At 35.6% G+C, this 23,641-nt stretch carries 23 protein-coding genes; 14 read left to right on the forward strand and 9 right to left on the reverse strand.

Features of this window, described 5'->3' with window-relative positions; all coding sequences use genetic code 11:
- Window positions 1–52: 52 nt before the first annotated feature.
- Complete coding sequence (locus BGI23_RS28580) at window positions 53–1,111, reverse strand: LPXTG cell wall anchor domain-containing protein (RefSeq protein ID WP_070805150.1); 1,059 nt, start codon at window positions 1,109–1,111, stop codon at window positions 53–55.
- A gap of 202 nt (window positions 1,112–1,313) precedes the next feature.
- Between BGI23_RS28580 and BGI23_RS02310 the strand changes: the two genes are divergently transcribed.
- The 7 genes from BGI23_RS02310 to BGI23_RS02340 all read left to right on the forward strand — a co-directional run bounded on the left by BGI23_RS02310 (window position 1,314) and on the right by BGI23_RS02340 (window position 7,889).
- On the forward strand, window positions 1,314–2,192 hold the full coding sequence (locus BGI23_RS02310; RefSeq protein ID WP_070805151.1) for an ROK family protein: 879 nt from the start codon (window positions 1,314–1,316) through the stop codon (window positions 2,190–2,192).
- A gap of 128 nt (window positions 2,193–2,320) precedes the next feature.
- A complete protein-coding gene (locus tag BGI23_RS02315) occupies window positions 2,321–2,917 on the forward strand; it encodes a TerD family protein (RefSeq protein ID WP_070805152.1) in 597 nt (198 codons plus the stop codon).
- Between the two features lie 23 nt (window positions 2,918–2,940).
- Window positions 2,941–3,525 carry a TerD family protein gene (locus BGI23_RS02320; RefSeq protein ID WP_000146723.1) on the forward strand — a complete coding sequence of 195 codons (585 nt, stop codon included), beginning with the start codon at window positions 2,941–2,943 and terminating at the stop codon, window positions 3,523–3,525.
- Window positions 3,526–3,604: 79 nt separating this feature from the next.
- Window positions 3,605–4,183, forward strand: a complete 579-nt coding sequence (locus BGI23_RS02325) for a TerD family protein (RefSeq protein ID WP_001007533.1) — start codon at window positions 3,605–3,607, stop codon at window positions 4,181–4,183.
- Window positions 4,184–4,255: 72 nt separating this feature from the next.
- Window positions 4,256–5,047, forward strand: a complete 792-nt coding sequence (locus BGI23_RS02330) for a TerC family protein (protein WP_000025694.1) — start codon at window positions 4,256–4,258, stop codon at window positions 5,045–5,047.
- 109 nt (window positions 5,048–5,156) lie between these two features.
- A complete protein-coding gene (locus BGI23_RS02335) occupies window positions 5,157–6,788 on the forward strand; it encodes a YceG family protein (protein ID WP_070805153.1) in 1,632 nt (543 codons plus the stop codon).
- Window positions 6,789–6,806: 18 nt separating this feature from the next.
- Entirely contained in the window at window positions 6,807–7,889 is a 1,083-nt protein-coding gene (locus BGI23_RS02340) for a toxic anion resistance protein (protein WP_001064400.1), read from the forward strand.
- 127 nt (window positions 7,890–8,016) lie between these two features.
- On the opposite strand, the gene BGI23_RS02345 is transcribed toward BGI23_RS02340, so the two are convergent.
- Together BGI23_RS02345 and BGI23_RS02350 are read right to left on the reverse strand one after the other, a co-directional pair.
- Entirely contained in the window at window positions 8,017–10,683 is a 2,667-nt protein-coding gene (locus tag BGI23_RS02345; protein WP_070805154.1) for a cation-translocating P-type ATPase, read from the reverse strand.
- Window positions 10,684–10,873: 190 nt separating this feature from the next.
- Entirely contained in the window at window positions 10,874–11,098 is a 225-nt protein-coding gene (locus BGI23_RS02350) for a DUF1128 domain-containing protein (RefSeq protein ID WP_000366197.1), read from the reverse strand.
- A 174-nt stretch (window positions 11,099–11,272) separates the two neighbouring features.
- Between BGI23_RS02350 and BGI23_RS02355 the strand changes: the two genes are divergently transcribed.
- From BGI23_RS02355 to BGI23_RS02365, 3 genes are read left to right on the forward strand one after another with little or no spacing between them, the layout of a single operon-like run.
- Window positions 11,273–11,737 carry a low molecular weight protein-tyrosine-phosphatase gene (locus tag BGI23_RS02355; protein WP_000250909.1) on the forward strand — a complete coding sequence of 155 codons (465 nt, stop codon included), beginning with the start codon at window positions 11,273–11,275 and terminating at the stop codon, window positions 11,735–11,737.
- A gap of 53 nt (window positions 11,738–11,790) precedes the next feature.
- Window positions 11,791–12,306, forward strand: coding sequence for a DUF4075 domain-containing protein (locus BGI23_RS02360; protein WP_001085393.1), 516 nt, complete (start codon window positions 11,791–11,793; stop codon window positions 12,304–12,306).
- Between the two features lie 6 nt (window positions 12,307–12,312).
- Window positions 12,313–13,182 carry a YihY/virulence factor BrkB family protein gene (locus BGI23_RS02365; RefSeq protein ID WP_001226530.1) on the forward strand — a complete coding sequence of 290 codons (870 nt, stop codon included), beginning with the start codon at window positions 12,313–12,315 and terminating at the stop codon, window positions 13,180–13,182.
- A gap of 184 nt (window positions 13,183–13,366) precedes the next feature.
- On the opposite strand, the gene BGI23_RS02370 is transcribed toward BGI23_RS02365, so the two are convergent.
- Complete coding sequence (locus BGI23_RS02370; RefSeq protein ID WP_044790805.1) at window positions 13,367–15,292, reverse strand: heavy metal translocating P-type ATPase; 1,926 nt, start codon at window positions 15,290–15,292, stop codon at window positions 13,367–13,369.
- A 271-nt stretch (window positions 15,293–15,563) separates the two neighbouring features.
- Here BGI23_RS02370 and BGI23_RS02375 point away from each other — a divergent pair, with 271 nt between their 5' ends.
- Both BGI23_RS02375 and BGI23_RS02380 read left to right on the forward strand, forming a co-directional pair.
- Entirely contained in the window at window positions 15,564–16,514 is a 951-nt protein-coding gene (locus BGI23_RS02375; RefSeq protein ID WP_070807270.1) for a DMT family transporter, read from the forward strand.
- Between the two features lie 122 nt (window positions 16,515–16,636).
- Window positions 16,637–17,317, forward strand: coding sequence for a lysoplasmalogenase (locus tag BGI23_RS02380; protein WP_001051052.1), 681 nt, complete (start codon window positions 16,637–16,639; stop codon window positions 17,315–17,317).
- Window positions 17,318–17,370: 53 nt separating this feature from the next.
- On the opposite strand, the gene BGI23_RS02385 is transcribed toward BGI23_RS02380, so the two are convergent.
- On the reverse strand, window positions 17,371–17,655 hold the full coding sequence (locus BGI23_RS02385) for a hypothetical protein (RefSeq protein WP_000867043.1): 285 nt from the start codon (window positions 17,653–17,655) through the stop codon (window positions 17,371–17,373).
- Between the two features lie 186 nt (window positions 17,656–17,841).
- Between BGI23_RS02385 and lepB the strand changes: the two genes are divergently transcribed.
- Window positions 17,842–18,378, forward strand: a complete 537-nt coding sequence (gene lepB / locus BGI23_RS02390; RefSeq protein WP_070805155.1) for a signal peptidase I — start codon at window positions 17,842–17,844, stop codon at window positions 18,376–18,378.
- A 42-nt stretch (window positions 18,379–18,420) separates the two neighbouring features.
- Here lepB and BGI23_RS02395 read toward each other — a convergent pair whose 3' ends face one another.
- Window positions 18,421–21,183, reverse strand: coding sequence for a tetratricopeptide repeat protein (locus tag BGI23_RS02395; protein ID WP_000151439.1), 2,763 nt, complete (start codon window positions 21,181–21,183; stop codon window positions 18,421–18,423).
- Between the two features lie 448 nt (window positions 21,184–21,631).
- On the opposite strand from BGI23_RS02395, the gene BGI23_RS02400 reads away from it, so the two are divergent.
- Entirely contained in the window at window positions 21,632–22,228 is a 597-nt protein-coding gene (locus BGI23_RS02400; RefSeq protein ID WP_000434856.1) for a DedA family protein, read from the forward strand.
- A gap of 7 nt (window positions 22,229–22,235) precedes the next feature.
- On the opposite strand, the gene BGI23_RS02405 is transcribed toward BGI23_RS02400, so the two are convergent.
- From BGI23_RS02405 to BGI23_RS02415, 3 genes are all read right to left on the reverse strand, one after another.
- On the reverse strand, window positions 22,236–22,664 hold the full coding sequence (locus BGI23_RS02405; protein WP_000100304.1) for an EamA family transporter: 429 nt from the start codon (window positions 22,662–22,664) through the stop codon (window positions 22,236–22,238).
- A gap of 145 nt (window positions 22,665–22,809) precedes the next feature.
- Entirely contained in the window at window positions 22,810–22,956 is a 147-nt protein-coding gene (locus tag BGI23_RS02410; RefSeq protein WP_000817786.1) for a BH0509 family protein, read from the reverse strand.
- 154 nt (window positions 22,957–23,110) lie between these two features.
- Window positions 23,111–23,527, reverse strand: coding sequence for a pyridoxamine 5'-phosphate oxidase family protein (locus BGI23_RS02415; protein ID WP_000550219.1), 417 nt, complete (start codon window positions 23,525–23,527; stop codon window positions 23,111–23,113).
- Window positions 23,528–23,641 lie beyond the last annotated feature (114 nt).

Genomic DNA, 23,641 nt, shown 5'->3' on the forward strand with positions numbered 1-23,641 from the left:
TTTTTAGTTTTACAATTTGTTTCATGTATTTTTAAGATGGAAGGATATGTTTTTATTTTGCGTTTTTACGGCGAATGAATAGTAACATACCAATTAGGAATGTTGAAAATCCCATTAAAATAGATGCAGGATAATGTGTTGCAGTATTCGGTAACTTATCGCCTTGTTTTTTCGCGTTATCTTTTACGTTACCACCTTGAGAGTCAGTTTCTCCTTGAGAACTGCTATCGCCTTTAACGCGGTTTCCGCCTTGAGAGCCACTGCCGCCAGAACCGTTGCCACCAGAGCCACTGCCATCAGAACCGTTGCCGTCAGAGCCATTACCACCAGAGCTATTGCCGCCAGAACCGTTGCCACCAGAGCCATTGCCACCAGAACCGTTGCCGCCAGAACCGTTGCCACCAGAGCCATTGCCATCAGAACCGTTGCCGCCAGAACCATTGCCACCAGAACCATTGCCACCAGAACCGTTGCCACCAGAACCATTGCCACCAGAACCACTGCCATCAGAGCCATTGCCACCAGAACCATTGCCACCAGAGCCATTGCCGCCAGAACCACTGCCATCAGAGCCATTGCCACCAGAACCGTTACCACCAGAACCATTGCTACCAGCGCCGTTACCACTAGAACCGCTACCGCCAGAACCGTTGCCACCCGAGCCATTGCCGCCAGAACCACTGCCATCAGAGCCATTGCCATCAGAACCGTTGCCACCCGAGCCATTGCCGCCAGAACCACTGCCATCAGAGCCATTGCCATCAGAACCGTTGCCACCCGAGCCGCTACCGCCGGAACCATTGCCGCCAGAACCATTGCCATCAGAACCGTTGCCACCAGAGCCGTTACCGCCAGAACCATTGCCGCCGGAACCACTGCCATCAGAGCCGTTACCGTCAGAACCATTGCCACCAGAACCACTATCGTCCTGAGAACCACCGTTTCCAGGTGGTTTATTATTATCTTTTGAGTTACCTTCTGCGAGATGATCGTTATTTTGTACAATCGCGTTTGTTATTGGAGAGAAGTTTTCTGTTGCTGTATTACCGATATTTAAACCACTAAAAAAAGATAAAGAAAGAGTTGATGCTAAAATAAAAATTTTCGTCATTGATTTCCTCCTGAAAAATTAATATTCCATCTAAAATACATCCCTTTGTAATATTTCATAGGAAAAAGAGTTTTATGCAAAAAAAACTATATATAGAAAAAGGTGGTGTATTTCTCAAGAGAGAAAAGAGTTAGTGTAAATTCTTTATAGTAGTAGAGTAGTGGGAATTTCACACCCATTACAGTAGAGGAAGTGACAGCAGATGAAAGAGTATATTGCATTTGATATTGGTGGTACACACATTAAATATGGAATTGTTTCAGAAATAGGAACAGTACTAAAGCATAAAACAGTTCCAACAGAAATTCATTTGGGCGGAGAACAAATCATTCAAAAACTCATTCTTTTATCAAAAAAATTAATGGGGGAACATAAGGTTTGGGGAATTGGTATTAGTACGGCAGGAATTGTTGACGTTAATAAAGGGATTGTGACGGGAGGTGTGGATCATATTCCGGGCTATAGTATGATTCCTATTATGAATAGATTGCAAGATGTATTAAAAGTTCCTGTATCCATTGATAATGATGTGAATTGTGCAGCGTTTGGAGAAAAGTGGAATGGTAGTGGAAGAGAGAAAGGAAACTTTATTATGCTCACCCTTGGAACTGGTATTGGAGGAGCGATTTTTATAGATGGAGAGTTATATAGAGGGCATTCGTTTAGTGCTGGTGAGTGGGGAAATATGTTAATAGAAGGAAAAGCGTTTGAAGAGGTCGCTTCCGTTTCAGGGTTAATTCATCTTGTCCGAAAATATAAAGGAGAAGGTGATTGGAATGGGAAAACGATTTTCGAACTGTATGATAAAGGAGATAGGGAAGTTACGCAAGTAGTTGAGGTGTTCTTTAAACATTTAGCGATTGGAATTAGTAATCTTGCTTATATTTTTAATCCAGAAACAATTATTATTGGTGGAGGAATTACAGCTAGAGGAAATGAGTTTTTAAAAGAAGTAAAAGAAGAGGTTAGTAAATACTTAAATAAAGAGATTTATAGTAATTGTGAGATTGAACTTGCGCAAAACGGTAATTGTGCAGGAATGGTTGGTGCTATTTATCACTTCTTACATCATCATAAGTAAATTATATGAATGTTTTCATATAACTGAGAATTTATCCTTTTTATCACTAGGTAAATAATGCTACAATATAAGGGAAGAATACAATATTTTCCGATTTGGAAAATGCTTTGTAGAAAGGGAGAAACTGCATGCCTATTATTTTAGAAAAAGGTCAAAAGATCGATTTAACGAAAGGACAACCAAAAGTAGCAAAACTACAGGTTGGCTTAGGCTGGGATCCAATTGGGCAATCAGGTGGATTTCTGTCTTCATTATTTGGAAGTAAACCAAATGTAGATTGTGATGCATCTGTTGTTATGTTAGAAGGGGATTGTTTTTTAAATAAAAACGATTTAGTTTACTTCGGAAACAAGCTTTCTACTTGTGGTAGTATTATTCATTCAGGAGATAATTTAACAGGTGAAGGCGCTGGTGATGACGAAACAATTTTCGTAGAATTACATAAAGTTCCAAGCCGTATTAATCGTTTAGTATTCGTTGTAAATATTTATGACTGTGTAAATCGTCGTCAAGATTTCGGGATGATTCGTAATGCATATATTCGTATTCAAAACCCGCAAACTGGTGAAGAATTCGCACGCTATAATTTATCTGATAATTATGCTGGCAAAACGACTCTAATTGCAGGTGAAATGTATCGCCACGGAAGTGAATGGAAGTTTTCAGCTGTTGGAGAAGGCACACAAGATAAAAACTTAAGTGAGATTGTATCACGTTATCAATAAAATAAACCGAGGAGGAATTGTGTATGGCATCAATTTCATTGAAAAAAGGACAAAAGGTAGACTTAACAAAAACGAATCCAGGTCTTTCAAAAGTTCTTGTAGGACTTGGTTGGGATACAAATCGTTATGATGGACAAGCTGATTTTGATTTAGATGTTAGTATTTTCTTAGTAGGTGCGAACGGTAAAGTTTCAGGTGCAGAGGATTTCGTTTTCTATAATAATCCAAAAGGCGCAAATGGTGCTGTAGAGCATCTAGGAGATAACCGAACTGGCGAAGGTGAAGGCGATGATGAATCTATCAAAGTAGATTTGAAAAATGTACCTGCACATATCGAACGTATTTGCTTCACAATCACAATTTACGATGGAGAAGGACGCAGCCAAAACTTTGGACAAGTTTCTAACTCTTTCGTACGTATTTTAGATGAAGAAAAGAATGCAGAGTTAATTCGTTACGATTTAGGAGAAGATTTCTCTATTGAAACAGCGGTTGTAGTAGGTGAATTATACCGTCATGCAGGTGAATGGAAGTTCAATGCAATCGGAAGTGGATTCCAAGGTGGATTAGCGTCTCTATGTAATAACTTTGGTTTAGACGTAGAGTAATAGAGTTATATATCCATCCGTAAATATATATTTGCGGATGGATACATTCTTTAAGATTAAAATATAGAGGTGAATATAAATGGCTATTCAGTTACAAAAAGGACAAAAGATTGATTTAGGTAAGACAAGTCCTGGTTTAACAAAAGCGGTAATTGGTCTTGGCTGGGATATTAAATCTTACGACGGTGGATCAGATTTCGATTTAGATGCATCAGCATTCCTATTAGATGCGAACGGAAAATGTACGAAGGAAACTGATTTTATTTTCTATAACAATTTACAGTCTCCTTGCGGATCCGTTCTACATACAGGTGATAACCGTACAGGTGAAGGTGAAGGCGACGATGAGCAACTTGTTGTGGACTTAAAGAAAGTTCCAGCAGATGTGCACAAAATTGCTATTACAGTTACAATTTATGATGCAGAAGGCCGTAGTCAAAACTTTGGACAAGTAGGAAATGCGTTCGTTCGTTTAGCGAATGAAGAAACGAATGAAGAAGTTCTTCGTTTTGATTTAGGCGAAGATTTCTCCATTGAAACAGCAGTTGTCTTTTGTGAATTATACCGTCATAATGGACAGTGGAAGTTTAATGCAGTAGGAAGTGGATTCCAAGGTGGTTTAGGTGCTCTTGTAAGAGCGTATGGCTTGGATGCATAGAAGGGAAACGATATTCGTTTCCTTTTTTTGACCTTTCTATAAATCTAGCAAAGAATAGGGGATATAGGTAAGATGAGTATTTTGCAAGGAATCCTTGATACGTATGCTCAGTTTTTCGACTTGGACATGTGGATTAAAGTGTTGCAGGATCCAGTATCTTGGGGATTAATAGGTACACTTGTTGTACTTGAAGGATTGTTATCTGCTGATAACGCACTTGTATTAGCAGTAATGGTAAAACACCTTCCGGAAGAAAAACGTAAAAAAGCATTATTCTATGGACTTATTGGAGCTTATGTATTCCGATTTATTGCAATTGGAATTGGAATGTTCTTAATTAAATTAGCATGGGTAAAAGTGTTAGGTGCACTTTACTTAGCATGGCTTTCAGTTAAATACTTTATTGATAAACGAAAAGGTAATGCAGAAGAAGAGGAAGCTCATGGTATGAACCAAAACAGTATTCTCTTCAGAATGTTTGGTGTCTTCTGGGGAACAGTTGCGATGGTTGAATTAATGGATATCGCATTCTCTGTAGATAGCGTACTTGCTGCATTTGGTGTATCAAATGAAGTTTGGATTCTATTATTAGGTGGAATGCTTGGTATTTTAATGATGCGTGGTATCGCTGGTGTATTCTTAAAGTTGTTAGAGCGTATTCCAGAACTTGAAACGACAGCATATATTTTAATCTTAATTATCGCAGCAAAAATGTTACTGTCTGTTATTCATATTGAAATAAGCCATACAGTGTTCTTCATTATTTTAGTTGTAGCATTTGGAGCAACATTTATACTTCACTACATGAAGAATTCTGGACAAGCTAAAGAAGAAGTTGCAGCTACTAAAGAAGACAATAAATAATTGAAATGGGTTTGCTCGTTTTACGAGCGCCCATTTTTTATAACCAAAAATAGTTTATAATAGAAGAAAGACTTAGAAAAAACGTAAATGTTTTTGGAGGTGAACTGTTGTGTTTTCACGTTTTACACTTCAACCATATGCATTAAAAGATGAATCAGATTTAAAGCAATTTGAAACACTTTTAGAAAAACGTCCACAATATGAGCTGACAGAGAATGAGATGAAATTTAGTTATATAGCATGTCGAATCCTTGGCGTTCCTAATGATGTAGATGAATATTTTAATGAATTATTTGATTATAGTGAAGCGAAAGGAATCGAAGTTTTACACGAACAAAATTTAAACAAAGTGATCGATTCGGAAAAACTTCGTCATATTCAAGAAGTGTTCGGATTACATCAAGAAGCACCAAATGGTCTAACAGTAAATAGGCTAGTGGCGCACTTATCTGGGAAACAACTTTTGCCAAAAGTAGACAATCCGGATTTACAACATTATATACATACGACATTTATTTCTGTATTGAAATTATATGAGAAACAACATAATCAATCTTTAAAGACAGAAGGCTTCCGTCGTTTCTTAATCGATATGATTAAATTAAGCGAAAATTACGTAGCGAAGTGGTTCTCTACGATTAACTATAAGAAACAAATGCCGCGTATCGTTTGGTACGGTGATGCACAGGAAAGCCGTATATATTTCTTATATTTTCTTATTATGCTCGGCTGCGATGTACTTTATTATCATCCAGAAGGAAAAGATGGATTTGAGAATGTTGATGAAGAAGGAAGAAGTTTTATTGTGTCTCATCCAGGTCGCATTTCTCTTGAACCATTTCCAGATCGTCGCCGTGAGCGTGTAGCAACAGTAGCGTATCAAGCTTCAAAAGAAATTGAGCAAGTACTTCACCACGATAATTCACTGCTGTACAAGCCGTGGCAATTTCGTTCCTATACGCCTGTAGCTCGTACATTAAAAACAACATACGATGAACTCTTTTTAATTACGAAGGAAAAGGCGTTCGTACGCCCGACATTCTTTGTTGAAAATAAACACATTTATATTCCTTCTTTATTTGCGAAAATATCAGGTGTTTCAAAAAATGATAAAGAATATTTTCAACGATTAAAGGCTGTTACATCATTTGATAATAGTTTATTAATTAATGTATTTCCGTTTACGAAAGAACAGAAAGCAAATTTCCAATACCATTATCGAGATGCATTAGACCGCGGGGGAAAATTGCATCCAGATTTAATTATGAACAGTCATTGGTGGCCGCATAAACGATTGCCAGAAGGATTACAACATGGTATTGCAGAGGCAATCATCCATACGTGTGAAAGTGAAATGTGTAAACCAATTGCAAAAGAGACGAAACAAGATGTAGCGCTATATGTTTTTGCACAACTTTCTCAAATACCACCAAATATTTTAGAGCAGCTTGAGAAATTTGATTATTCACAAGATGTACCAAAAATTGTTATATTTAATAATGAGAAGAGTGGAGAATTGACTCGTTCTGATGCTGTTTTATTACTATTTTTAAATCAAATAGGAGTAGATGTATTCCACTTCAATCCAACAGGAAGAAACGACATTGAACCGTATATTGAAGCGGAGGCATTTGATTCACATTGGCTTGAAGAAGTTAATTTCGATCTTGAGTTTCATGGTTCATCAGCCTATAAAAATTTATCACAAACAATAAAAGGACTATTTCGTCCATTTTTATAAGGAAAGGGAGAATACCATATGAATAACCCAGTCATACTAGATTCGAAAACAGAATTAAATGAGCAAACAGCACAAGATGTTCGCTTGCAGCTTAGACAAGATGCAGATGTACAACGTATTTATAATGCGGTAGATATTAAAGATCAATTAGAATTAATCGAACTTGGAAAAGAACCTTCTATGGAAATTTCACGTTTCGCTGATCAAATTTTACATACAATGTCATTATCAAAAATAGAAGATTCGGGTGAATTATTAAAACAACTTGGTAAAATTATGGACCGATTCGATAGCAAAGACTTTGCGGAAGAGAAAAGTGGTTTCTTCTCACGTATGTTCAAAAAAGCGGATAAAATGATTGAACAAATCTTTAGCAAGTATCAAACGATGGGCCGTGAAATTGATAAGGTGTATGTGGAAATTACGAAGTATCAAGATGAAATGAAAAAATCAATTGGTACGTTAGATGGTTTATATGAGCAAAACTTAAAATATTATTTAGACTTAGAAAAATACGTAGTAGCAGGAGAAATGTTATTAGAGCGTTTAAATACAGAGTTAGTTCCGATGTATGAAGAGCGTGTACGTAATAATGATCAATTAGCAGGTATTGAATTAGAGTCGCTTAAAAACTCTGTTGAAATTTTAGAACAACGTATCGATGATTTAGAAAAAGCACGTATGGTCGCGTTACTGACAGCACCACAAATTCGTATGATTCAACGTGGTAATAATAAATTAATTGGTAAAATCAATACAGCATTTATTACGACGATTCCTATCTTTAAAAATGGTATCATTCAAGCAGTAAATGCGAAGCGTCAAAAGCTTGTTGCAGATTCTATGGCTGAACTTGATCGCCGTACAAATGAATTACTGAAGAAAAATGCACAAAATATCGCGACGCAAAGTGTGGAAGTAGCGAGGTTATCAGGTTCTTCTAGTATTAAGATGGAAACGCTTGAGGAAACTTGGAACATTATTTCAAGAGGCATGCAAGAAACACAACAAATTGAAGAGCAAAACAAACGTGAGCGTGAAGAAAGTCGCAAACGTATGGCTACATTAACTGAGAACATTAAAAAAGAATTACAAGGATAAAGTGAAACTTTAATCAGTGGGGTTTTGTTCATTCCCGCTGATTATTAGCCTTCACCGATCGGATGTTTACTGCCCGGTGAATAGTGGGATAAATGAAAAGGCAATGAGGAATAGTCCTCATTGCCTTTTAGTTTTTCTTCGCTAATTTAATGATTTCATTCACAACAAGCGGAATGATACTTAATAAGAGAACAAATCCCCAATCTCGCAGCGTTAATGCATGCACACCGAATATATTTGCAAGGGGCGGGATGGAGATGATACAAACTTGCATAAGAACACCGATAAGAAGGGAGAAGACTAAATATTTATTTGTAAAAATCCCAATTGAAAAAATCGATTTCGTTCTTGAACGTAAGTTAAATGAATGAACGAGCTGAGAAAAACTAAGAACGACAAATGTCATCGTTTGAGCGTGTAATAGAGCGTCCTCATCAATTCGCTCTGGGAAAAGAGGGAATAAATTTGTATCTCCAGTATAGAACTTTGCTCCGGCAATAAAGGCTATTAGCGTTAAAAGTCCAATGACAACCCCATTGAAAATAAGGAAAGGAACGCTACCACTAAATAAGCTTTCTTTCGCATGTCGCGGTTTTTCCTTCATCACATCAGGATCTTCAGGATCAACCCCAAGTGATAATGCGGGCAGCGTATCTGTAATTAAATTTACCCACAAAATGTGAATAGGTCGTAGTGGTGTTGCCCAGCCGAGTAAAATGGCTAAAAATAAAGTGATAATTTCTCCGAAGTTACAAGAGAGTAGGAAGAGAATTGATTTTTTTATGTTACGATAAATGTTTCTACCTTCCTCAACAGCTTTCACGATAGATGAGAAATTATCATCTGTTAATACGACATCCGCTGCCCCTTTTGCAACGTCTGTTCCTGTAATGCCCATCGCTACGCCAACATCTGCTTGTTTTAAAGATGGAGCGTCATTGACGCCATCACCAGTCATAGAAACGATATTGCCTTTTGCACGTAATGCTTTTACGATCTTTACTTTATGTTCTGGAGAGACTCTAGCGAATACATGTAAGTGATCAATTTTGCTTGCTAGTTCTGTATCTGAAATGTTATCTAATTCAGTTCCAATCATAATTTCAGATATTTCTTCAGCAATGCCAAGTTCTTTAGCAATTGCAAAGGCGGTATCTTTATGGTCACCAGTAATCATAACTGTGCGAATACCGGCTTTTTTACATTCTGTAATTGAATCTTTTACTTCAGTTCGCGGTGGATCGATCATACCGACAAGACCAATAAAGATGAGGTTTTCTTCGAGATGATCTATATCCACATCGTTTGAATTGTATTGTTTAAACGCGAATGAAAGTACTCTTAAAGCTTCTTGAGACATTGACCTAGCGGCTTCTAATATTTGATCTTTATCAGCATCTGTTAGAACCTCGATTTTACCGTTTTTAAATATGTGGGTACATCGAGGTAAGAGTTTGTCGATAGCACCTTTCGTCATGCTATAGTAGCTTTCATCATATGTATGCACGGTTGACATCATTTTACGATCTGAATCGAAAGGCAGCTCATTTACACGTTCATGTATTTTTTCTAAATGATCTTTTTGCATATTAAAGGTGCTGCCGGCAACGAGAAGAGCAATTTCAGTCGGGTCTCCCGTTTGTGATTCATTGTTGTAAGACGCATCGTTACATAGCACCATATTTTCTAACAATAGACGTTGCACATCATTATTTACATTTAAATTTTCTAATTGATCGTATGTGTTATCACTATAAAAGTGAGTAACGGTCATTTTATTTTGTGTTAACGTACCTGTTTTATCTGAACAAATAATTGTGACAGAACCGAGAGCTTCAACAGCTGGTAGTTTCCGAATGATAACATTTTGTTTAATCATACGCTGCACACCAATTGCAAGAACGATGGAAACGATAGCTGGCAAACCTTCTGGAATAGCTGCAACGGCTAAACTAATAGCAGTCATAAACATTTCTAGTGTATCTCGTCCTTGTAAAAAGCCGATGAGAAACATAACGATACAAATCACTACAGCAACAAAGCCTAAATACTTTCCGACTTGTGCTAAGCTTTTTTGAAGTGGTGTCATATCATCGTCTGCTTCATGCAACAGGGTAGCAATCTTACCAATTTGTGAGTTCATTCCAGTTTCAACAGCAACACCGACGCCTCTTCCATATGTTACAAGGGTAGACATGAAGGCCATGTTTTTTTGATCACCGAGTGGTACTTGTTCATCACTTTGCATGGAAGGGTGGTAGATTGCCTCTTTATCAACAGGGACAGATTCACCAGTTAGAGCAGATTCTTCAACTTTTAAATTTGCGGTTTCGATCAGGCGTAAATCGCATGGGATATATCGTCCGGCGTCGAGCATAACGATATCACCTGGAACGACGTGCTCAGATGGAATTTCTTTTAGTTCACCATCTCGCTTGACGATAGCTTTAGGTGTCGCCATCTTTTTCAATGCCTCTAAAGCTTGTTCTGCTTTCGATTCTTGGACGACACCGATAACAGCATTTAAAACTACAACGAGTGCAATAATACTTGCATCAGCCCATTCACCTACAAAGGCAGAAATAAGAGCAGCAATAATAAGGACATATACGAGGACGTCATTAATTTGGGCGAAAATACGCTGCAATAAAGTGCGTTTTTGTTTTGTAGCTAATTCATTAAAACCATATTGCTTTAAACGTCCATTTACAATTTCTTCTGTTAAACCGTGTTGTTCGTTTGTTTCTAAGTCGATTAATGTTTGGTCTTTCGTCTTACTGTACCAATTGCTCATAAGTAAGCACCTCCAGTAAAAACAGTTAGCAATGGTAGTGTTGCTATTATTTGTGAGTAGTATGTATGGAGAAAAAATCTAAGGTGAGGTTCTACTTCTATTGTACAATATTTTACAGTTGCTTGAGGGAAAGAGAAGAGTTGTCATGAATTTGTTGGAAATAAAAAAGAGCCTCATAAACGAGGCTCCTTTACTTTTTAATTAATGTACCTAATTCTTCTGTAATAGCTTGCATTTCACTAATGCTGAATGTTTCACGTTTCATAACATGCTCATAAATGTCACGTAAGTCTTCGTACATTTCTTCATTAAAACTAGCAGCTCTCATCGCTCCAGCATTAACCATACGTAATTTTTCTTTAATAGCTTCGACCATATATTCAACGTTTTCTTCTGACTTTACGGATAAATCCACCGAAGTGTCCCCCTTTAAAATAACATAAGGCTATCTTAACATTTTTTATCATTTTCGTTAATGAATCTTTTCAATCCTATTAAATTAGTAGGGATTTCCTTTATATTTAATAATTGGTTGTTTATACTATAAGTATATATAAAGAAATGCACCAAGAAAGGAAGAAACAAAAATATGGTTCAAGTATTGTTTGTTTGTCTTGGGAACATTTGCCGTTCTCCGATGGCAGAAGCGATTTTTCGAGATCTTGTCGTAAAAGAGGGACTCGAAGAGAAAATTGTCATTGATTCTGCAGGAACTGGAGATTGGCATGTTGGCCATCCGCCACATAAAGGAACACAAAAAATTTTAAAAGAAAATGCAGTCACTTTTGAAGGAATTAAAGCAAGGCAAGTAGAAAAAGAAGACTTAACAAAGTTTGATTATATTATTGCCATGGACAACAAGAATATAGCAGATTTAAAAAGTTTAGGTAAAACTGGAGGCTATATTGGTAGGCTGTCCGATTTTGTTCCAGACGGTGGCTGGACAGACGTTCCCGACCCTTACTATACAGGGAATTTCCAAGAAGTATATGACCTTGTAACAGAAGGGTGTGCAAAGCTATTAGCTTTCATTCGAAAAGAACAAGGAATATGAGGAAGCTTAGAAAGAAATACTTTCTAACATAAGAAATGAAAGGGTGAAGGAATATGGCAAAGAAAAATAATATTGCTCGAAACATTGCGATTGGTGTAGCTGCAGGTGTAGCTGTATCTATGTTGAAGAAAGAAAACCGTGAAAAAGTAAAAAATACTGCAGAAAAAGCAAAAACAAAGATGATTGAAATTGGTGAAAATGCAAAGATTAAAGAAAAAGTGCAAACTGTTACAGATAAAGGACGCGAACTTGCTGATTTAAATGTAGTGAAAGCAAAAGTAGCAGAAATTAAAAAATTGACGCCGTCTGTTGTAGAGACGTTAAAAGAAACGAAAGAAATTTTTAGTAAGAAAAAGGTTGAGCCAGCAGAGAAGCCAGAAACGATTGAAATTCAAGCCGTTTCTCCAAAAGTAGATGAACTGAAAGCAGAAGAAGAGCCGGTAGTTGCTGAAGATGGCGGTATGAAAGAAGCGCGTGAACTATTTATGAAAGACTCCAATGTAGAGGAAAAAAAAACTGAAGCGTACATTGAGTTGAAGCAAGATAAAGAAGAGAAGAAAAGCGTTTAACCATATATGAGAAAAATTTTAGAAAAGGTGAGAAGAAATCGTACTTATTCGTTTGGTAAAGATTTATATGACCGAACGATGCGCGATGATGTAGCGGGCTTGGCAGCACAGCTCGCTTATTTCTTCTTGCTTGCGATTTTTCCTGGGCTTGTTTTCTTAATTACGCTTCTTGGATTCATTGACCTTCAAACAGAAAGTGTGCTCAACTTATTAGAACCGTACGTACCTGAAGATGCAATGTCTTTAATTGAAGTAAACGTGGATAAAGTTGTAAATGAGCAAAATGGTGGTTTATTATCATTTGGTTTATTATCAATGCTATGGTTTGCTTCAAATGGTGTAAATGCGGTGATGAATGCTTTTAACCGTGCGTATGATGTAACAGAAACACGTTCTTTTATTAAAACGAGGGCGTTATCAATTGTATTTACATTAGCGATTATTTTTATGATTGTGTTTGCACTAATTGTTCCAGTGTTTGGACAAGTCATTGGGGCAGCTGTATTTAAAGCAATTGGTTTATCGGATAGTTTTTCTTACGTGTGGAGTATTACGCGTTTAGTAGCGAGTTTCTTCGTGTTATTTGCATTGTTTAGTTTTTTATATACATTTGCACCAGATCGAAAATTAAAAAGAAGAGAAGTCATTTCAGGAGCAACATTTGCTACTGTAGGATGGATTGTGGTATCGTACTCATTTGCTTATTATGTAGATAAGTTTGCGAATTACGCCAATACATATGGTGGTCTCGGTGGTATTATTATTTTAATGTTATGGTTTTACTTAACTGGATGGGTAATTTTACTTGGCGGTGAAATTAATGGTTTACTCCATCATTATAGGACGGGTGACAATAATTCCCGTAATGAAAAGTGAGCTCTTGTTCCATAATAATAGGGAACAGGGGGGATATTTCATGAGTAATAATAAAAAGAATCACAACAATAAAAATAACAATAAACAAAAGAGTAGTTCGCATCCAAAGCATAAGACGAGTGGTAGTGCAAACGGGCATAATAGCTACCATTAGAAAAAACGGGTCCTTTATGAGGGACCCGTTTTAATTGTTTCCTTTTAATAATCGTAAGCCATTTAAAATAACAAGAATCGTACTTCCCTCATGCCCGATAACACCGAATGGAAGAGCTAAAAATTGCATGAAGTTTGAACAAATGAGCATTGCAATTACAGCTAGTGAAAAGATTACGTTTTGCTTTACAATACGGTTCATTCGTTTTGATAAACGAATTGCTTGTGAAAGTCGAGATAACTCGTTCTTCATAAGTACAACGTCTGCCGTTTCTAAAGCTACGTCTGTTCCTTCTCCCATTGCTACACCAATGCTAGCAGTAGCGAGTGCAGGGGCATCATTTATACCATCTCCGACCATTGCTACTGTCCCGTATTTTTCTTTTAGCTTTTTAATCGTTTCCACTTTTGTTTCTGGTAAGCATGATGCGTAATATTCCTTTATATTACTTTCAGAGGCAATTGCTTTTGCTGTTTCTTCATTATCACCAGTAATCATAATTGCTTCGACACCGATACTTTGTAATTCGCGAATAGCAGCTATCGTTTCTGGGCGAAGCGTATCTTTTAAAGCGATAAGGCCAAGAATGCCATCCTTATCACTAATATAAACGACAGTTTTACCTTCTTTTTCAAGTGAGGCAGAAACACCATTATGAAATGTCTTTGTTTCTTCACCAATAAAATCAGCTTTACCTATTTTATAAGCTTTGCTTTCAAATATTCCTTTTAGCCCAAAACCAGTTACATCTTCAACATTTTCTGGTTTTTTTAATGTAATGTCATACGTATGTTGTGCATATTTCACAATAGATTCAGCTAAAGGATGTGTAGAGTGACTTTCAATTGCTGCTGTAATAGAAAGTACTTCTTTTTTTGTCATATTTTCTCGAACATATACATCTGTTACAGTAGGTTTTCCTTCTGTTAATGTTCCTGTTTTATCAAAAGCAATTGCTTTTACTGAAGCGAGACGCTCTAAATGTATGCCACCTTTAAAGAGAATTCCGTTTCTTGCGCCGTTAGAAATAGCAGATAACGTTGCTGGTGTAATGGCAGCAACGAGTGCACAAGGAGATGCTACTACAAGTAAGATCATAGCGCGATAAAACGTTTCATTCCAGCTCCAATCTAGTAAGAAATGAGGGACGAACATCATAAGCGCAACAACGAGTAGTACACCTTTTACATATGTTCCTTCAAACTTTTCGATGAATAGTTGTGATGGTGATTTTTCACTTTGTGCACTTTGAACGAGACGAATAATCTTTTGGAATAATGTTTGATCACTCGGCTTCGTAATTTTAACTTCGATAGCACCGCGTAAATTTACAGTACCAGCAAATACTTCATCACCATGTTTTTTTTCATTTGGAATAGGTTCACCAGTAATCGCTGCCTCATCGATATTTGTTTCACCGCTATGAATCGTACCGTCAGCAGGAACGCGCTCACCTGGCTTAATTAGAATAATGTCGTTAATTTGTAATCGTCCAACAGGAACACGTTCTTCAGTTCCATTTGAAATACGTAATGCTTCTTCCGGTTGTAAATCAAGAAGCGCTGAAATTTCTTTTTGACTTTTACTTAATGTATAAGATTCCATCGCACCGCTTAGTGCGAAGATAAAGATTAAAATGGCACCTTCTGCCCAGTAGCCAATAATTGCAGCACCGATAGCAGCAAAGAGCATAAGCATTTCGACATTTAGCTCTTTCTCCTCAATTGTATCTTCAATACCTTCTTTTGCTTTTGCATATCCACCAACTATATAAGCAAGGATATAGCAAGTAATGCCTACATTCATTACATCGTTCTTTGTGAATAACCAACCAGCTAAAATGAAAATACCAGATGCGATTGCAAATATAAGTTCATAATGTTTCTTTAATGTATCCCATAAAGAGGGATGAGAAATAGACTTTTGTACTTGTAATGTTTTTACTTCTGAGTTCATTACTACTCGCTCCTTCCAAATTCTTATTGAGAAAAATAATCAAAATCGAAACCCCTATAAAACGACGAAAGCTGCCATCCATAATGGATAGCAGCATTTCTGTTGAATCTGTTTTTAACAGTTATTATGTTGTAATTATTCTATAGTATAGCATATGTTTTCGTTAGATGATATGTTTTTGTTTGCATATAAACTGAAAACTTGTGTTTTCACACTTCCTTTGGTATATATGAATATTGTTCGTAAAAAAGATCGGAAAGGAAGACAACAAGTGAAGACAGAGAAATTTTTTACCCATCCGATTGGCGTATTTATTGCTGCAATAGTAGCAACTTTTTTATGGGGAAGCGCATTTCCTTTTATTAAATTAAGTTATGCTGAACTTGGAATTCAGCCACAAGAAGTTGGGGAGCAAATATTATTTGCTGGTTATCGTTTCTTCTTATCTGGGGTTATGCTTTTATTCTTCTTTAAAGCGTTAGGAAAAGATATGAGCTTCAAAAAAGGAACGGGGAAGCAGTTAGTACAAATTGGCTTATTTCAAACATTTCTTCAATATATATGTTTTTATATTGGAATGAGTTATAGTTCTGGCATTGAAGGAGCTATCATTTCAGGAACATCATCATTCTTTCAAATTTTACTTGCGCACTTCTTATATAAAGACGATGCGCTCAATATGAAAAAAATAATTGGAGTCTCTATCGGATTTTGTGGTGTCGTTTTAGTAAATGTACCGAGTGATGGTAGTTTGTCATTCCATTTCGGAATTGGTAGTTTATTACTTCTGAGTGCAGCAATGTTGTACTCGTATGGGAATATATTGGCGAAAGAAGGTAGTAAAACATTAGATGTTGGCTATATGACAGCATACCAAATGATTTTTGGTTCTATCGGGCTATTATGTATAGGGGGTTTGCAAGTTGGAGTCATGCCATTTACATTTAGTGTACATGCAATACTTATGCTTATCTACTTATCTTTCTTATCCGCAGCAGGCTTTTGTATTTGGAATACAATTATGAAGTACAACAAAGTTGGAAAAGTATCAATGTACATGTTCTTTATACCCGTATTTGGTGTGTTATTATCGAGCATGATTTTAGGAGAAGCAATTCATTCATTTGTATTATTTGGTTTAGCATGTGTAGCCGTGGGAATTATCGTGGTGAATCGTACGCCAGCTAAGCAGAAAATGGAGCAAGAAAAACAAGTAGCATAAATAACAGAAAACCGATTACAATGGAAGAACAGTACTGTTCTTCTTTTTTTATGTAGAAAAAGGATAATAGACTAGGTATAACGAAAAAAGATACAAAAAGCATTTATTGGGGAGAACGTGTTATGAATCTACTTTACATGGTGTTAATTGCACAAATCATTCTTTTTTTAATTGGTGTAATTTATGCAATAGGACAGACAAAAAAGAAAAGAAATAATATGCCGTTACCTTTAGCTGTGCGTCTTATTCTTAGTTTTTCTTTAACAGCAAGTGCAATTTGGATATGGTTACAAGATCCATCAGTAGATTATAGTACGTGGGTTGCACTAGGTATGACGTTATCAACTGTAGGGGATTTATTTATGGCAGGTTTAATTCCAATTGGTCACAGGCTAATTGGAGGGATGATTACTTTCGCGCTTGCGCATTGTTTTTATGTAAAAGCATTTTTGCAAACAGGCATTTCATGGAATGGTTTTTGGATTGGTTTACTCGTATACGGACTCTTTCTCATTATAGGATGGTTCTTTTTTATTCGAAATGAGAAACAAGATAAATTGTTTACGATAGGGGCGCTAATTTACGGATTGTGGGTTGGAGGAATGGCTTGCTTTGCATTCGCCTTATACTATGAGAATACAGGAATATGGTGGATACCAGCTTTTGGTGGTTTACTATTTGTGATTTCTGATTTTATTATTGGCGTGACAGATATTGGAGGGCGCAAATTAAAGTATGAACCACTTTGGATTTGGTTTACATATGTAGCGGCTCAAATGTGTATTGTATATGTGGGAATATAAAAAGATACTCTTCGAATAGTGGATAGACTATTTGAAGAGTATCTTTTTTGTTACTATGCTACAATGTTTTTTTGTTGTAGAGCAGAAAGGCTGTATTCATCTGCTGCTTTATAACCTTGGGATAATAAATCATTGATGTAAAGCTTGTTGTAAATAAAGCAGAAGACTAAGTTAGAGAATCCGAATGTAAACATACTAGCGACTAAAATAATTAAAAACCATTTCCAGTCTCCACGGAATATAGCAGGGAAGAAACCAAAGAAAAATACAGTCCAACTAAAACCAATTTTTGCTTGTTTAATTTGACCGGTATTTTCATTTTTAAGCATAACTTTCATAGAAAAAGTCCTCCTAAGTAACTAAAAATATAATGATAAATGCAAGGTATAGTATATCAAAATAATACATTCTTGAATATTATTATTTGTATTTTTGCAATATTGTAATTTTGCAATTCAGAATCTTGTGGAAAATATACAGTTGAAGTCTTTATAATAAAAGTAAAAAAACGATGAGATGGTGGAATGATGCAAAAGAAAAAACGTTTGCGTGAATTCTTTGGAACAATTGCAATTGCTTGTTTGCTCGTGCTTTTGGCGAAAATTTTCGTATTTTTTCCTACGACTGTAAAAGGGGCGTCTATGAAGCCAACGTTACAAGATGGGGATAAGGTGATTGTGAATAAGTTGGCAAAGAAATTTGAAAGTTATGGGAGAGAAGATATTATTGTTGTAAAGACAGATAATTTTTATGTGAAAAGGGTTATTGGTTTGCCTGGCGATGTTATTGAGGTGAGAAATGATCAATTATATGTGAATTATGAAGTGATAGAGGAATCGTATTTGTATAGTAATAAAAAACAAGCTGAAAAAAAACTTATGAATTTAACGGAGGACTTTGGACCGATTACAGTTCCTAAAAATAAGATTTTTGTTATGGGAGATAATCGCTTAATAAGCAGAGATAGTAGAAATGGTTTAGGACTCATTGATAAAGCTGATGTATTAGGAGAATTAGCAGCAATTTATTATCCATTTGAACATATGAAAATAATGAATTAAAGTAAAAAACCAAGCAAATTTCAGTTTGCTTGGTTTTTTATGTTAAATCGTAGGAGACTCATTAAATTCATAGACGTCTTCATTGTTTTTGTGCGTACTTAAAACGAATTTGTGCTGTAATAGTTGCAGTTTAAAGAATGCTAACGGATCGTGATAAGTTTCTGGATTGCTTCTTAACGTTGCTAATGTTTGCTCGTCTTCCTGTATTTCAAGTTGAGCGGCTTCTACATTTTGTTTCAATATGCTAAGTGGATCTTTAAAGAACATCATGATATCTCGTTCTAATGCGCCTTCAAATACTTCAAATTGAAGGAAGAATTGTTTTGAGATTGTTTGAGCAATTTCCGTATAGTCTTCCGTTTCAATGTATTGTTTATATTTGTTTGCAAGCATAGATTGATTCTTTTGCATGTTACCAAATAGTTTTCCTGCACTCTTTAAGAAAAATTGTGTCGGTGTAAAGCGTAATAAAATATTGATGTTCGATACTGTAATTCTATTTGTCATACGTACAACATCTCGATGCCAATCATCTAGTAATTTGAAATCGCAAGGAAGTTTCATACGTTCTTCTTTATATAATTTATTAAACGTTTCACTCATTTCATCTAAATAAGATTGAGCTTGAATAAATTCATTATGCGCTGTTTCAATCCACTCTTGAATAAACCCAGTAAATTTAGGGAGAAGCACTTGCTGTACATGTTTTTGAATTCGTTCGTTCATCGCAGTATTTAATTCTTCATGAACTAATTTGAAATCACTATCTTCTTGAACAAGGTCAGAGCAGCTCTGTAATAATTCAGGAATTTGAGAATGGATATCTCTTGTGATTTCTTCTTTCGTTAAAAGATAAGATTCTGTAATAGAACGAATTTTATCTTTTTCAAGAGCAGTAAGATTGTTAATAAATCCGTTTAGTTTTACTGAGATATGTTTATTCCAGCGTACTGATTTGACTAATGTATTTTCTAATTCCACACGTTCATTTACAAGGTATGCGATTGTCTTTTGAGTAAACCATATTAGCTTTTCGATACGTTCTTGTTCTATATCTCGTTCTGCTAGATTAGAAAGAATAGACTCTGTCACGTCCCCAAGTTGCTGGCTTCCCTCTTGTGAAGGAGAGTATGGGAAGAACTGCGCATTTGGGAAATGGACTTTCATCTTACTCATTAGTTTTTCATTCGTACCCGCACTATTTGTATGTAATACGAAATGAATTTGTAAGTTTGGTACTTGTTCACGTAAATAAAGTAATGTATCAAGTTCTTCACCATGTAACGATGAAGCAGAATTTAATACGTAAATAAGGCTATCTGCGGCTTGTAAGTATTCAAAATATGAGCTGTTTTTATCCACTTGTCCTCGAACAGATGGTGTAACAAGAAATGCAAATTTATTCTTTCTCAAAAATCTACTTGGTAATTTAATTTCTATACATTTGTTCTCAAGTTCTGATTGTTCAGGTGTAGCCATTATTTGATGGAATTCATCAAAGTTCGGTATATTGTGCACATCTAACGCAGTGAATTCTGTTATTTCAGTTTGGCTATCATCTTTAAATAGAATAGGAGTTGTTATAGTTTCAGTTAAGATGTTCTCTCCTAATATTGAATTGACGAATGATAATTTATCATGGTCACTAGTTCCCGAAATTAGTAATTTTGTAACATTTAAATCACATAGTTCATGAACGAGTAACGTAAATTGATGACTTAAATCTACATCATTTTTTTCAGCCCATACAGCAATTGTTTCGAATAAATGAGAAACAGTTTCCATATTCACATTTGTTTCAGCTGTTGAATTAGAGAGTAGGGCTCCCGCACTTTTTACGAGTAATGACTCTAAAGTTGTAGGTGAAACTTCATTCCACGCTAACACTGCAGCAGAGACGAATAGGGCGTCTTTTGCTCTCGTTAAACTAAACCAATTTGTTAATAAGTCAGGTACAAGTCCTTGCATTTCATGCATGAAATGTTCACCAGTAATTAATTCAAAGTACGTATCTTGATAGCGTTCAACAATTTCATGCCAATCGTCATTGTTGTCTGTCTCAATATGTAAGAATAAATGATTGATTGTTTGAATCCAAGGTAGATGTGACTTTTCATTTTGATAGCTGTTCCAAAGAGCGATAACAAGTTCCTTAAATTGGACTTGATCAATTGCATATAAAGCTTTTAAAGATTCATAGAAATATTCTGGTTTGATTTGTTTCGTAAATCCTTGATTCACATAATTAATTAAAGTATCGAACCAGTGTAATGATTTTGTTCGAATTCCTTCTTGAACGGCAAGTTCGATGGCATTATTCCAATCTTCTTGTTTTTCATAGAACGAGCGAGCAATTGAAGTAATATTTGGATAGTCAGGTTGAAATGCAACAGCTTCACTAATCGTCTTAAATGCTAGACCTAAACGATCTTGTTCGATATAAAGAGAAAGAAGTTGTAAGGAAACTTCCATTGTAAGAGTTGTATCTTCCGTTTGGATAGATTGATACATTTCTTCTGCTTTTGGTAAGAATCCTAGTTCAAAATAAGCATCTGCAATATTTTTGGTTGCCCAAAGTGCAAGCTCGTTATTTACTTTCTCCCATTTAAATATCGCTGCTTCAAAGTCTTTATTTTGGTAATAAAATTCACCTTGAGCAAAGCGAATATTAGAAATGTTGGAGAATTCATTTGTAGATTCATTTATATATGCTTCACCGAGTACTTCTGATACTGGAGTAGAAGTTTCTTCTGTTAAAAATGTTTTATAGTAAACCTTTTGGATAAATTGATTTTCAATGGTCATGTTCGTTCCCCCTGTATAATTTAGAAAAATGATGTTGTATGTAAAGGGTGCATGTTCTTTTAATAGGTAGAAGTTGCATTATATCGACCAAACTGTGTTTTTGCTAGGTATATCATTTTTCCTGAGAGTTAAACCGTTGCGAAAAGTAACTTTCCTTTATTGTAACAAAAAAACAAGCATATGAATTTTTATTTTTTAATCATGGTATTTGTGGATAGTAAGATTAGTCCTTCAAGAGGAGATGGATATAAGAAAAGAAGGCGGGAGTCTAAGTCTAGCACATGATTGATGTCACTGATTAATAGTTCAATTTCTGCCTGCTAAAGGAATGGATAGAAGTAGAGTTCATTATAAAAACAATGTATAGTGAATATGTATACCATGTTTGTCTGAAAGATAGAAAGGGCACAATGTGGAATAACGATCGTGTATAGGATGTGTCTTCCGAATGGAACAACATATTGGCGAGTTAATCGCACATTATGGGTATTTTGGAATTATTATAGCTTTAGCTGGCGGGATTGTTGGATTACCGATACCAGACGAGTTTTTATTGACCTTCGTTGGTTATAACGTTTCAAAAGGCGTTATGTCAGGAACTGCTGCGTTTTTAAGTGGGATGGCTGGTGCGATGTTAGGCATTACATTAAGCTACATATTAGGTTTAAAACTTGGACTCCCTGTTTTAAAAAAATATGGACCGAAAATTAGAATTAAAGAACATCACATTGAAAAAACACATATTTTATTTGAAAAATATGGCCCATTTCTTTTAATAGTTGGTTATTTTATCCCAGGAGTACGTCATTTAACAGCGTATTTTGCTGGGATGTCGAATTTAACACTTTGGCGTTTTTGTTTGTACGCTTACGGTGGTGCACTTATTTGGATAAGTGTTTTTATTGGACTTGGCTGGAAGTTAGGAGAGAAGTGGCGTTTCGTTGAGTATAGTTTGCATCATTATGGAATATGGATTTTATCCATTTCAGTAGTTGTTACATGTGTCGTATGGTTTTACATAAAGAAAAAGAAAAACCGCGAGTAGCGGTTTTTTAGCTGAAAGCGATAAATAGTACACCAGCTGTAATAAAGACAACCCCAATACCAGTCATAAAGTTTAATTTTTCGCCGAGTATAATCATAGCGAGAATGATAGAAAATACGACGCTTAATTTATCGACAGGAGCTACTTGTGAAACTTTTCCTGTTTTAAGGGCAAGAAAATAAAATAGCCATGACGAAGCACCTGCAATTCCGCTTAATGTGATAAAGAGAAGTGCTTTTTTATTTAGTAGTACGTCGCCAATATTTTGAAATTTACCTTGTATAATAATAACGCCTACCATAAATAATGCCATGATAATAGAACGAACCGTCGTAGCAACATTGGCATCGATTCCATCTAAACCAATCTTACCGAAAATAGATACAAGGGCAGCAGCAATTGCTGATAATAGTGCGAATAAGAGCCATGAACTCATAGTAAAATTCCTCCAATCTTACATTATTATACATGAAAATCATTCTCATGTATAAAGTGAATGGGGTTTTACCGCCTCGCAAAGAGCTGGATAGATAACGAAATAATCCCCACCTTATATTTTTCATAAGGTGGGGATTATTATACTACTCTGCAATTTCTTCATATAAAAAGTACGTTACATTATAAATATGTTCTACTTCATCGTCTGTCATAAACAATAATTCGTCACGCTCAATCCCTTTTTTCTTTTCGATAAACTCAATCATGTTTTTACGTTCTTCTCTTTTCATCAATTTTATTTCTCCTCTCAATCTGTTTTAATACAGTTTATTTAAGTTACTGCTATTATATAACAGAATCTTTAGAAAGTTCCACCTATTTTATTGTTTTTTTCAGAAGAACTTTTCGACAAAACAAGCCCACCTAAAGGGGGCTTGTTTTATTTTATAGTCGTAAAAACTCGGGCTCCGTCGTACCGGCACCATCGATGTAATAAATTGTATCGGGATTGATTTTAATTAGTACATAATTAGGGTCTTCAGGACCGAGTAACCAACGTTTTAAGCTATTATTCCAAAACTTGTTTTTTAATGTTGAGTCTTCCTCGATGGAGGCTAAGCCTTCCACTTCAATATAATCTTCATCTAATTTTTTTCCTTCACGACCAAGTAGTACATGTACATTTGGATTGTTTTCGATATCTGTTATCTTTTTTGATTGTCGATCTGTTGCAACATACAGTACAAAATCTTCGTGGAAAAACATCATAAAGGCGCTATGTGGTTTCTCATTTCGTACTGTAGATAATACACCGGTACGTTGACCTTGAATAATAGTTGCGATTTTTTCTTTTAAGTGCATAATTTTAACCCCTTTTCATAATTTATAATTCTGTCTGTTTCAACAAGGTAATTTAAATATCTTTCATACTGTTTTCTTCAATCCGATTTTTTAAACGTAATTGTGATGAAATCG

It is taken from the genome of Bacillus sp. ABP14, assembly GCF_001831375.1.
GTDB lineage: Bacteria > Bacillota > Bacilli > Bacillales > Bacillaceae_G > Bacillus_A > Bacillus_A paranthracis.